7 protein-coding genes and 1 pseudogene are annotated in these 11,698 nt (G+C 71.4%); 6 read left to right on the forward strand and 2 right to left on the reverse strand.

Features of this window, described 5'->3' with window-relative positions; translation table 11 throughout:
* Positions 1-84 precede the first annotated feature (84 nt).
* The 3 genes and pseudogenes from ACFYWX_RS34820 (at position 85) to ACFYWX_RS34830 (ending at position 3,223) form a co-directional block, all read left to right on the forward strand.
* A complete protein-coding gene (locus ACFYWX_RS34820; protein WP_389428826.1) occupies positions 85-1,569 on the forward strand; it encodes an alpha/beta hydrolase in 1,485 nt (494 codons plus the stop codon).
* Between the two features lie 52 nt (positions 1,570-1,621).
* Positions 1,622-1,774: pseudogene (locus ACFYWX_RS34825) on the forward strand (transposase); the annotation flags it as partial.
* Positions 1,775-2,863: 1,089 nt separating this feature from the next.
* Complete coding sequence (locus ACFYWX_RS34830) at positions 2,864-3,223, forward strand: hypothetical protein (protein ID WP_389428827.1); 360 nt, start codon at positions 2,864-2,866, stop codon at positions 3,221-3,223.
* Positions 3,224-3,306: 83 nt separating this feature from the next.
* On the opposite strand, the gene ACFYWX_RS34835 is transcribed toward ACFYWX_RS34830, so the two are convergent.
* Positions 3,307-3,846, reverse strand: coding sequence for a helix-turn-helix domain-containing protein (locus tag ACFYWX_RS34835; protein ID WP_389428828.1), 540 nt, complete (start codon positions 3,844-3,846; stop codon positions 3,307-3,309).
* 160 nt (positions 3,847-4,006) lie between these two features.
* On the opposite strand from ACFYWX_RS34835, the gene ACFYWX_RS34840 reads away from it, so the two are divergent.
* Together ACFYWX_RS34840 and ACFYWX_RS34845 are read left to right on the forward strand one after the other, a co-directional pair.
* Positions 4,007-4,861: an alpha/beta fold hydrolase gene (locus ACFYWX_RS34840; RefSeq protein WP_389428829.1), complete on the forward strand. Its 855-nt coding sequence runs from the start codon at positions 4,007-4,009 to the stop codon at positions 4,859-4,861.
* A 128-nt stretch (positions 4,862-4,989) separates the two neighbouring features.
* A complete protein-coding gene (locus ACFYWX_RS34845; protein WP_389428830.1) occupies positions 4,990-7,380 on the forward strand; it encodes a SpoIIE family protein phosphatase in 2,391 nt (796 codons plus the stop codon).
* A gap of 50 nt (positions 7,381-7,430) precedes the next feature.
* Here ACFYWX_RS34845 and ACFYWX_RS34850 read toward each other — a convergent pair whose 3' ends face one another.
* The gene (locus ACFYWX_RS34850) at positions 7,431-8,660 is read right to left on the reverse strand and encodes a PP2C family protein-serine/threonine phosphatase (RefSeq protein WP_389428836.1); all 1,230 of its coding nucleotides are present in this window, start codon (positions 8,658-8,660) and stop codon (positions 7,431-7,433) included.
* Positions 8,661-9,321: 661 nt separating this feature from the next.
* On the opposite strand from ACFYWX_RS34850, the gene ACFYWX_RS34855 reads away from it, so the two are divergent.
* Positions 9,322-11,550 (forward strand): trypsin-like peptidase domain-containing protein, encoded by a 2,229-nt coding sequence (locus ACFYWX_RS34855; protein WP_389428831.1) that lies wholly within the window; start codon positions 9,322-9,324, stop codon positions 11,548-11,550.
* The last annotated feature ends 148 nt before the right edge of the window (positions 11,551-11,698 follow it).

Consider the following 11,698-nt stretch of genomic DNA (forward strand, 5'->3'; position numbering starts at 1 on the left):
GGGTGACAGTGCACCTAACGTGACGACAGTGCCCCGGCCGGGTCCGCACGCCTGACACAACCGCTCTCTTCACGAGGAGGATCCATGCCGTTCAGGGGCAGATCCGCACTGCGGCGCATCGCCGCGCGGGGCACGGCCAGGGCCGTGGGAGCCGCCATGGCCGTCATCACCGGCCTCGCCGCCGCTCCCGCGGTCCACGCGTCGCCGTCTGCCACCGGGGCCCTGCGGTGGGCACCGTGTGACGACCCGGCGAAGCCGGGAGCCGAGTGCGCCACTCTTTCGGTGCCGGTCGACTGGGCCCACCCGGACGGGCCGAGACTCGACCTGGCCGTGGCCCGCCGTAAGGCCTCCGACCCCGGCGCACGCGTCGGCTCGATGGTGTTCAGCCCCGGCGGGCCGGGCGACTCGGGTGTGGAGATGGTGGTACGCCGTATCAGCCGGTTCAGCCCCGAGGTCCGCCGCAGGTTCGACATCGTCAGCTTCGACCCGCGCGGCGTGGGCGGCAGCAACCCGGTGACCTGCTCCGGCGACCTGCTTGCCGAGCGGCCGTCACCGGAGCTGAAGAGCCAGGCGGACTTCGACGCCACCATGGCGTACAACAGGCGGCTCCGTGCCGACTGCCGGGCCCGTACCGGCCCAGTGTTCGACCACCTTGACACCGCCCAGACGGTCCGGGACGTGGACGCCCTCCGGGCCGCCCTCGGCGAGCGGAAACTGACCTTCCACGGCAGCTCGTACGGCACGCTGCTCGGGGCGCAGTACGCCGAGACCTACCCGCGCCGCGTGCGCGCGATGGTGCTGGAGAGCGTCATGGACCACAGCGTCCCGACCACCCGTGACTTCCTGCAGTCCGAGGCGGCCACGGCAGAGGATTCATTCCAGGAGTTCGTGAAGTGGTGCGACGGTGCCGCGGACTGCGCGCTGCACGGCCGCGACGTGCGCGCCGTCTGGCAGGGCCTGTTGGCCCAGGCCGGGCGCGGTGAGCTGGAGGACCCGGCGAAGCCGGGCACCTCGCTGTCGTCTTCGGACCTGGTCAACAAGATCGCGTTCCGGAAGTTCTACGCGGTCGACTACACGGGCCTGGCCACGGCGATCGCGGGGATGGACGCGAGCACGCCGCTGCCCGCGTCGCCCACCTCGATAGCGCCGCTGCATCCGGCCACCCCGGTCTTCTGCTCGGACTGGCACCTGCCAGTGCGCGACTACCAGGAGTACGCCTCGCTCGTCGCCATGATGAACATGACCGCGCCTGACCTGCCTCATCTGCTGCCGATCCACATGGCAGCGGCGTGTCTGGGCGCGCCGACCGCCAACCCGCAGCAGCGCCTGGACGTACACGGTGCCCCGCCGATCCTGGTGTCCAACGCGCTGCACGACCCCGCCACCGGCTACCCGTGGGCGGTCTCGGTGGCCCGGCAGCTCGGCCGCAGCGGCGTGCTCCTCACCTACGAGGGGCAGGGGCACGGCAGCGTGACCAGCGGCCCGTGCATGGAGGACGCCGTGGACAGCTACCTCACCGACCTGGTAGTCCCACCACGGGGCACCAGCTGCCCCGCCGTGCCGTCCTGACAGCTTGCCGATCCGGATCCGCCTGGAAGGCGGATCCGGTAGGAAGACGATCGTGACGCGCAGGCAACTCACCGACGGGCAGTGGAAGTTGATCGTGCCGCTCCTGCCGATAGGCGAGTACGGCCCGTACCCCGAGCGGCTGCGGGATCAGTTCGAGGGGGTGATCCGGCGGTTCGGGACAGGCGCGCGGTGGCGTGAGATCCCGGGCATCCTCGTCACCCACAACGTGCGCCACGCCATGATGGTCGGCGACCACTTCGCCGTCCTGATCCACGGTCAGAAGGCCGACGACTTCCGCAAGGGCGAACGCACCCGGGAGGAGATCACCGACCTGATGGCCGGTGGCGAGGCCATGGCCCACCTCGAGGCCGGACTGGCCCGGATGCAGCTGGAGATGCAGTCCGAGCAGTCCGAGGGCTGATCCGCCCAGATCGGGGCACCGACCGTGCGGGGGCGCCGACGCGGAGCGCCCCCAGCCGGTCCAGGTGCCGCAGACCGAGCATGTCAGGACGAGGCCATGCGGGATGAACACCCGGACGTCCCCTCGCGCGCGGATGTCCCCTCGCGCGGCTCCACTTCCTACGGCCTCCTCCTGGACCGCACGACTCGGACACCGCTCCACCAGCAACTCGCCGAGCAGCTGAGGCGTGCGATCGAACATGGTGAGCTGGTGCCCGGCACCCTGCTGAGCGGCGAGATCAGGCTGGCGGAGGAGACCGGCCTGTCGCGTGTCACGGTCCGCCACGTCCGGACGGTCGCGCGCTGGCCGTCGCCGACACCGCCTCCGCGCAGGGCGCGCTGCGGCTGCGCTTCATCGTGTGGGACGTCCGGGCGCACCGGGTGCGTACGGTCTTCGACACCTCCGGCGCGGCGGACCGCCCGGCCACCGCCCTCGCCCTGGGACCCGGTGGCCGCACCCTGCTGACCGTCCGCGCCACCGCGGACAACCACTCCACGGAGGTCTGGGACACCCGTGACCACCGACGGTCCCGGGCCCTGGGTCTCTCCGGCCAGGCGCTGACCGTGCGTCCGGACGGAGGCATGCTCGTGAGCTCCGACGGGCAGTACGCCGATCCGGGGTCCGGAAGGGTCACCGGGCGCGCCCTCGCCGACGGGCGCGAGGTCACCGCGCCGGCGCTCAGCCCAGACGGCACCCGGCTCGCCGTCGGCGACTCCACCGGGCACGTGACCCTGTGGGACGGCGACCTGCGTCACCGGACGGGTGCGCTGACAGGCACCTCCGACACCGCCTCCCAGGGCGAGCCGGAGGCGGTGGGCGCGCGCGCCTTCCGACATGGCCTTCACCGCCGACGGCGGATTGCGGGTTTCCTTCGACCGCGGCGAGGTGGGCGCCCCGGCCGCCGGGACCTACATGGTGACCTTTTCCGAGGAGACGATCACCCCCTGGCTCTCCGCGTTCGGGCAGCGTGCCCAGCGGCAGACCGTGACACCCAGCCGTTCGCTCGATCTGGGCGCGACACACACGCCCACGCCGGTCGCCCAGGTCGTCATCGCCAAGGCGAAGCGCAACGGCGTCGTGCTGATGCACGACATCCACCCCACCTCGGTCGCCGCGGTCCCGCGGATCCTGCAGACGCTGACCGCCCGGGGCTTCCACTTCGTCACCGTCAGTCACCTGCGCGCCACGCTCTGAGCGGCCGCACACCAGCTGACCAGCCATCAGATCTCCGGCGCCCAGCCGGTCACCGAAGGAGTACGCGTTGCCTCGGCCGCGTCTCAGGGCGGGGGCGGTTCCTCGGCGGGAAAGAGGATCGGGCTGATGAGATGCCGGGTGCGCTCCGGCGAGGGGGCGTGGCGCACGTGGGGGAGGAGTGCCTCACGCAGGGCGTCGATCATTTCCGCGCGCTCCTGCGGGCTGAGCCAGACGGCGTGTTGGCGGTAGCCCACCAGGTCGGCGGCCGGATCCGCGCCATCCCGGTCGAGATAGGCGTTGAACTCGGCGAGCAGCGAGGCCATGGCCACCGCGAAGGCGCGGCGGTGGTCCGCCGGGCTGAGGGACGCGGCCGTCTCGGCGTCGATCACCGCACGGGCCTGCCGCAGCCGGTAACGGCGCTCCACGGCGCCACGCACCCGTTGCTCGTCCTCGACCTCGAGAAGACCGCCGTCGGCCAGGGTGCCGACGTGCCGGTACACGGTCGCCTTCGATACGTCCGGCAGGAGGCCGCACAACTGGGAGGTCGTCAGGGGCCGCCCGCCGGACATGGCGTGCACGATGCGCAGCCGCACCGGGTGCAGGAGGAGATCCACGGGGTCCATGGACGTACGATCTCACGTCCGATACCTTTCTCAAAGCTGAGAATGATGACATCGAAGGGTCCCCGCCATGCTCAATCCATCACCTCCGCAACGCGCCGCAGCGGTACCCGTCCCCACGCCGCCGTCGGGTCGCCTGTACGAGGTCGCAGGTCGGCGGTTGATGCTGCACCGCACGGGCGAAGGCGGCCCGGCAGTGGTCTTCCTGGCCGGCTCCGGGCTGATGAGCCTGGACTACGTGAACCTCCACGACCGGGTCGCCGAGTCGACCACCAGCGTGCTCTACGACCGCGGGGGCACGGGGTGGAGTGAGCCGACCCAACTGCCCCGCACGGCCGCTGAGGTCACCGACGAACTGCGCGACCTGCTGCGGGTCGCCGCCGTACCCGGGCCCTACCTGCTGGTCGGACATTCCCTGGGCGGGGCGTACGCGCTTCACTACGCGCGGCGGTTCCCCGGTGACGTGGCCGGGCTGCTCCTGCTCGACCCCTTCCACGAGGACATGGCGGCCCGTGCGCCGCAGCAGGTGCGGGACAGGCTCGACGCGATGATGGAGCAGATGCGGGCCCAGGAGACGCTCGAGCTCACGGAGGAGCAGATCCAGCAGTCCCGCGAACAGATGCAGCGTCACTTCGCCGCCTGGCCCCCACCCGTGCGCGGGCCGCTGGTCGAACGCCACCTGGCCACCTGGCGGGTCGGTACCCAGGAGAACGAGAACCTGTACGACGAGGTCGCCGAGGAGCTCCGGCGCGCGCCGGCCACTCCCGACGTACCGACCATCGTGCTGTCGGCCTTGGGGCACGACGCCACCCAGGCCCACCTCTGGCCCGCGGAACTCCTTCGTGAGATCAACGACGCCAAACTCGCGCTGCACGCGGAGTTGGCCGCGGAGAGCCGGCACGGCGAACACCGGGTCCTCCACGACGCCGGACACGGCTGGCTCCATGAGGAGCGTCCGGACGCCGTGCTCCGGGCCGTCGTGGATCTGCTGGGCCGAGGGCGGGTCGACCTGCGCTGACCGGGGGTTTCGGTGACCGTAGGGAAAGAAGGGTGGGTTTGGGTGTGCGCGCGTAAATATTGCTAGTTCTATAATGTATGCCTCGTGTGTCGGCACGGTTCGGTGCTGCGGAGAGCAGGATGGGCGCCATGGCACAAGACGACGGCGAGGCGGCTACGGCCAGGGCCGTCGTCGACGCGCACGGTGTGGTGACGGGGTGGAGTGAGGGCGCGCGGAGGCTGATGGGATACCGGGCGTCGGAGGTCATGGGCCGGTCCGCCGCCGTGCTGCTCGCCGGAGAGCTTCCCCACGTGACGCTTGAGTCCGTCGTGGGCCTGAGCAGGTGGAACGGGGAGGTCGACCTGCGGCACCGGGACGGCCGCCTCGTTCCGGTCAGTCTGCTGGCCCATCGCCGTGAGCATGCCTCCGGTGACGGCGGCGGTCATGAGTGGCTGCTCGTTTCGCCGGTGGCCCGGTCCCGTCCGGATCCCGACGAGGACGGTCTGCTCGGCTGGTCACTGACCCACTCCCCGTGCACCATGGCCCTCTACGACACGGAGCTGCGGCTGCTGCGGGTCAACGCGGACATGGAACGTGTGCTGGGCCTGTCCGAGGCCGAGATGCGCGGGCTGCGGGTGTCGGAGATCGTCCTCGACCCGGTGAGCTACCGCACCGAACTGTTGATGCGGCGGGTTCTGGAGACCGGTGAACGCCAGCACCTGCGGGCAACCCTGCAACTGGCCGGCGATCAACGCGAGACTCTGTGGTCGGTGTCCCTGGCGCCGGTGCAGGATCCCGACGGCACGGTCCAGGGCGTGCTCCTGTCCGCCCACAACATGACCGAGGAACACCTGGCCCGTCAGCGGCTCGCGCTGGTCGCCGAGGCCGGGGTCCGCATCGGCACCAGCCTGGACCTGACCCGCACCGCGCAGGAACTGGCCGACGTGGCCGTCGGGCAGCTCGCGGACTTCGTCACCGTGGACCTGCTCCCCGACATCGAGGACGACCGGGAACTGAGCGCGTTGACGTTGCCCAGCCCCGTCCTGTTGCGCCGCGTGGCCAACCAGTCGGTGCTGCCGGGCTGCCCCGAGGCCGTGGTCCCGCTGGGAACGGTCGCCGTCTACCCGGACCCCTCTCCCGCGGCCGAATGCCTGGCCTCTGGACGGCCCCGGATCCACCAGGTGACCCGGGCCGGGGTGGCCCGATGGGCGACCGAGGCTCCGGACCGCGCGGAACGGATGCGACAGTTCGGCTTCCACTCGGTCCTGGCGGTGCCGATGCGCGCCCGCGGCATCACGCTCGGCGTGGCCACCTTCTCCCGCCACCTGCGTCCGGAACCCTTCGAGGAGGACGACCTCCTCCTCGGACAGGAGATCACCGCCAGGGCCGCCCTCAGCATCGACAACGCCCGCCGCTACACCCGTGAGCGGGACACCGCGCTGACGCTGCAGAGCAGCCTGCTGCCGCAGCGGCTGCCCCGGCAGCCCGCCGTCGAGGTCGCCTCACGCTATCGGCCGGCCAGCGCGCAGGCCGGCGTGGGCGGGGACTGGTTCGACGTCATCCCGCTCTCCGGCGCCCGGGTCGCCCTCGTCGTCGGCGACGTCGTGGGCCACGGGATACAGGCGTCGGCCGCGATGGGAGGACTGCGCACCGCCGTGCGGACGCTGGCCGACGTCGACCTTCCCCCCGACGAGCTCCTCACCCACCTAGACGACCTGGTCGACCGGCTGTCGGCCGAGGCGGACGATACACCCCGCAGCGCCGCCGACATCGGCGCCACCTGCCTGTACGCCGTCTACGACCCGGTCAGTCGCCTGTGCTGCATGGCCCGCGCGGGTCATCCGGCGCCGGTGCTGCACAGCCCCGGCGGTGAGCCGCACATCCTCGACCTGCCCGCGGGCCCCCCACTGGGACTGGGCGGGCTGCCCTTCGAGTCCGCCGAGTTCGAGCTGCCCGAGGGGAGCCTGCTCGCGCTGTACACCGACGGTCTCGTCGAGGCCCGCGGGCACGACATCGACGAAGGCGTCGACGCCCTGTTGGACGTGCTGTCCCGCGCGGGCCCCTCCCTGGAGAGCACCTGCGACGCCGTACTGCACACGCTGCTCCCCGACAGGCCCGCCGACGACGTGGCCCTGCTGCTGGCGCGTACGCACGCCCTGGACGCGGCCCACGTGGCCGCCTGGGACGTACCGCCGGAGCCGTCCGCGGTCGCCGAGCTCCGCGGCAAGGCCGGACAGCAGCTTCTGGAGTGGGGCCTGGAGGAGGCCACGTTCGTCACCGAGCTCGTGGTGAGCGAACTGGTCACCAACGCCATCCGGTACGGCCGGCCGCCCATCGAACTGCGTCTGATCCTCGACCGCAACCTCATCTGCGAGGTGTCCGACGCCAGCAGTACGTCACCGCATCTGCGCCGGGCCCGCGTCTTCGACGAGGGCGGCCGCGGCCTGCTGCTGGTGGCCCAGCTGAGCCGGAACTGGGGTACCCGGCACACGTACCGCGGGAAGACGATCTGGGCCGAGCAGAACCTGCCGGCGGACTGACACGTCAGCCGGGCGGGGCGGTGCCCGCCGGTCCTGGGCGGGAGCGTCGGTCACAGGCGCACGATGACCAGCGCGGTGTCGTCGCGGCCGCCGCCGGCCAGTCCGAGGTGGGCCAGGAGGGTGTCGGCGAGATCTTCGGGATCCAGGTGGGCGTACTGGCCGAGGACTCCGGTCAGCCGGGCGAGGCTGGTGTCGATGTCCTCGCCGCGGCGTTCGATCAGCCCGTCGGTGTAGAGGAGCAGGGTGTCGCCGGGGGTGTAGGTGGCGGTGGCCTGCGGTCGGGGCACGTGCTGGGGCCGCACTCCCAGGGGCGGGTCGGTGGCCTGGTCCACCAGCTCGCAGGTGCCGTCCTGGTGCACCAGGGCAGGCGGCGGGTGGCCGGCGTTGCTGTAGATGATCAGCCGGCTCGTCGGGTCGACCAGCGCCTGGACCGCGGTGGTGTTCAGCGCGCCCTCGACCGAGCGTGCGTACAGGCCCAGGACCTCCAGGGCCTGAGCGGGCCGCTCCAGGGCGCGGATGGCGGCGCTCAGGGCGCTGCGGAGCATGCCCATGACGGCGGCGGCCTCCAGACCGTGGCCGACCACGTCACCGACGGCCACGGCGAAGCGGCCGTCGGGCAGGTCGACCATGTCGTACCAGTCGCCGCACACGTTCAGTGATCCGGTGGCGGGCAGGTAGCGCACGGCGACGTTCTGGTGGTGGGCCAGGTCGGGGGCCTGGAGCATGGCTTCCTGCAGCGCGACGGCCACCTGCCGCTCGCGGGTGTGGGCCTGCCGCAGCTCCTCGTTCAGCCGTTGCAGCTCCCGCGCGCGGGCATACAGCTCGGCCTCCAGGGCCTCGCGCTCGGTCAGCTGCCGGGAGGGCGGCTGGTTGGCGGTGGCGTGGGCCTGGACGAACGCGGAGACGTCCTCCACGCGGTGGATGATCCAGGCCACGGTGCCGTCCTCGGCGAGGACCGGCGTGTTGACGGGGGACCACCACCGCTCCTCGAAGGCCCCCGACCGGCTCGTGACGGGGATGTCGTACTTCTGGAGTGCCATGGTGTCGGGCTGCCGGGACGCCAGTACGCGGTGCAGCGAGGCGTTCAGGTTCCGCACCCCGTCGGCGGAGGGATCGGCGGGATTGTCGGGAAAGGCGTCGAAGACGTGCTGCCCGAGAAGGTCGCGCCGGGTCCGCCCGGTCGCCTCGAGATAGGCCTGGTTGACCTCCATGATCACCAGGTCGGGGCCCAGGACCAGATACGGGCTCGGCGTCGCGGCGAACAATGCCGCGTAGTCCATCTCCGGCACAGCCACCGTCCGTGTCGCTCTTTCCCCCCGCAGGTCCTTCTCACGCTACGGGCGCCCCGGCCGCACCGCCCGCCGGAGGGGGCGGGGCACTCCTGGGCCGGGGAAGGAAACGGCGGGAAAGCAGGGCGTGCGACCTCCCCAGGTGTCACGCCCTGCTTTCCCGCCGACCTCCGGCGCCTACCCGGACTCGCGGGACTTACTCGGCGGACTCGGCGACGCGCGCGCAGCACGGGGCTACAGCCGACCTGGGGCTCCTGGGGTGCCTGGGGCGAATAGTCGCCAAGTTTCCTTTGCGGTCCGTAGGCGGGGATTGCGGCGGAAGGTAGCTGATGTCACACGCGGGGGGAGGGGCGGGCGTCTCTCCGGGTGGCCGATATCTGCGTCGGATCCCCGGAGAACAAAGGGGCGTACGCGAGTCATGAAATCCACTCACCAGGCGCTGAGCGGGGCCGTTCGCACGGCGGCGGCCGCGGAATGCCGAATTCCCCTCATGGCGTGTTCTTTCCGTCCGGGAGTGGCCCCGCGCATAAGTGATCGGCGGATTCGAGGGATTCGCATACGGTTCAGCCGGGCGAACCGCACAAGTATGCGAACAGTGCGGTTCCCTGACGTCACCTGACGGCCTGACCAACCGTGAAAGGTAATCCGAGCTGTGAGAAAGTACGCATTGCGCCCGAGATGGAGATCCGGCGCGCTGGGCCTGGCGACCGCGGCGATCCTGCTGGCCGCCCCCGCGGCGACGGCCCTGCCGACGCCGACCCCGGCGCCGGCCGGCACCGCTGCCCCCACGCAGTCCCCGACACCGACCGGAGCCGGCACCTCCACGCCGTCCTCGGCGCCGGCCGGTACCGGCGCCCCCACGCCGTCCCCGGAGCCGACCGGTACCGGTCCCTCGGGATCCGTGGAACCGACGAGCGAGGCTCCCTCGCCCTCGGGACAGGCCTCGGTGACCGAGCCGACGGACGTTCCGTCGCCGCCGGGGCAGGAACTGAAGGCCACGCCCGAGGAGATCGCCGAGGCCAGAGCCGCGGAGGCCTACTGGACACCCGAGCGCATCGCCGACGCCGTACCGGTGGAGCCGGGCAAGGGGGAGACCGGCGACGGCGCGGAGGGGGACGCCGGGGGCGCTCCGTCGCTCGGCGAGAGGCTGCGCGCGGGCTCCGCGTTCGACAAGCGGGGCGTGGCGACGGCCGGTGTCTTCCTCATCAACGACGATGACGACCCGCAGTCGGACCCCGGAAGCCGGGACCAGTTCTGCTCCGCGTCCTCCGTCGCCTCTCCGACGAAGTCGCTCATCATCACCGCGGCCCACTGCCTCAACGACAACGACCGCTTCAAGTCCCTCGCCTTCGCCCCCGGCTGGAAGCCGGACCCGGCGCACCAGGGCCGCGGCATCGCCCCGTACGGAATCTTCCCCATCAAGAAGGGGAAGGTCTGGATCGACGGACGCTATCTGGCCCAAGGGCCGGCCAAGGCCGACGACCTCGACTTCGCCATCCTGAGGGCCGGCCCGAACTCCAAGGGGGAATTCCTGGAGAACGCGACCGGCATGGGCAACGAGCTCACCACCCTGCATTCCGCGCAGCTCGCCCAGCGCAATGTCACCCTCATCGGATTCCCCGGCGGATCGAAGGCGCCCCTCGTCTGTCCTTCGACCACCACCAAGGGATTCGACGACCGATTCCTCGAGATCGCCTGCGACGGTTTCGCTCCGGGCGTCTCCGGCGGCCCCTTCCTGCGCAACTTCGACGGCAAGCGGGGCGACATCATCGGTGTCATCGGCGGCTACAAGACCGGCGGGACCCGGGACGACATCTCGTACTCCTCCCAGTTCGACGCCGACGTGGTCCGCCTCTACAACCAGGCGGTCAACGACTACGCGCCCGACACCCCGAAGGGCGCCGACGGCTTGGGAGACGCCAAGCTGTGGCGGCACGCCATGGCCGCGACCTCCGGCACGTTCCACACCGAGTCGCAGAAGTACGGCGACTCCGACCTGGTCGTCAAGTGGAGCGACGGCGAGGTGACCCTCTATCCGGGAGACCAGAACCAGGGCTTCTACACCGGATGCAAGGCCGGGCAGCCCTGCGAGGTGCAGCTGGCCAAGCCCAACGACCTGTGGAGCCAGTACGCCGACGTCGTCACCGCGGGCGACTTCACCGGATCCAACGCCTACGACCTGTTGGTGAAGTGGACGGACGGTGAGGTGACGATCTACAAGGACATCGACCAGAACACCAAGCTCCCCACGTCGTCGGACCAGCACCCGGCGAACGAGATCAAGATCGCGCAGGCCGGGTCCGTCTGGAAGCATGCCAAGGGCATCGCGACAGGGAAGTACGGCGGCAACAAGTGGCCCGACGACCTCGTCGTCCGCTGGGTCGACGGCGAGGTCACCAAGTACACCAACGTCGACGGCACCGGCCTCCACGCGGAGACACAGCTGCTCGCCAAGAACAGCCTGTGGGCCGACCACGCCGACCTCATCACCGGAGGCGACTTCGACGGCGACACCAGCGACACCAACCCCAACCACGACCTGTTCGTGAAGTGGTCCGACGGCGAACTGACCATCTATCAGGACGTCGGCACCCGGGGCCTGGGCGGTGAGTCCAAGGTGCTCGCCGCGAACAGCACCTGGACCCATGCCCGCGTCGTCGCGGCGGGCGAGTTCGGCGCGAACAACTGGGAGGACGACCTCTTCGTACGCTGGTCGGACGGCGAGGTGTCCATGTACGGCAACACTCAGGCCGACGCGCTCGGCCGCGAGTACCAGCTCGTTCCGCCACCGACCGGTTTCGCCGCCCCCGGTGTGGCACGGTCGGACGATCCGTGCGCCCGGGTCTGCGGCCCCGAGCTGTACCGCCGCGGCATCCGATAGCACCGCCCAGCGCGTGGGGGGGGGGGGGGGGGGGGGGGGGGGGGCCGGCCCCCGCCCCCCCCCGCCCCCCCGCCCGGCCCCCCCCCCCCCCCGCCCCCCCCCCCCCCCCCCCCCCCCCCGCCCCCCCCCCCCCCCCCCCCCCCCCCCC

The organism is Streptomyces sp. NPDC002888 (genome assembly GCF_042888465.1).
In the GTDB taxonomy this organism is placed as follows: Bacteria; Actinomycetota; Actinomycetes; order Streptomycetales; family Streptomycetaceae; genus Streptomyces.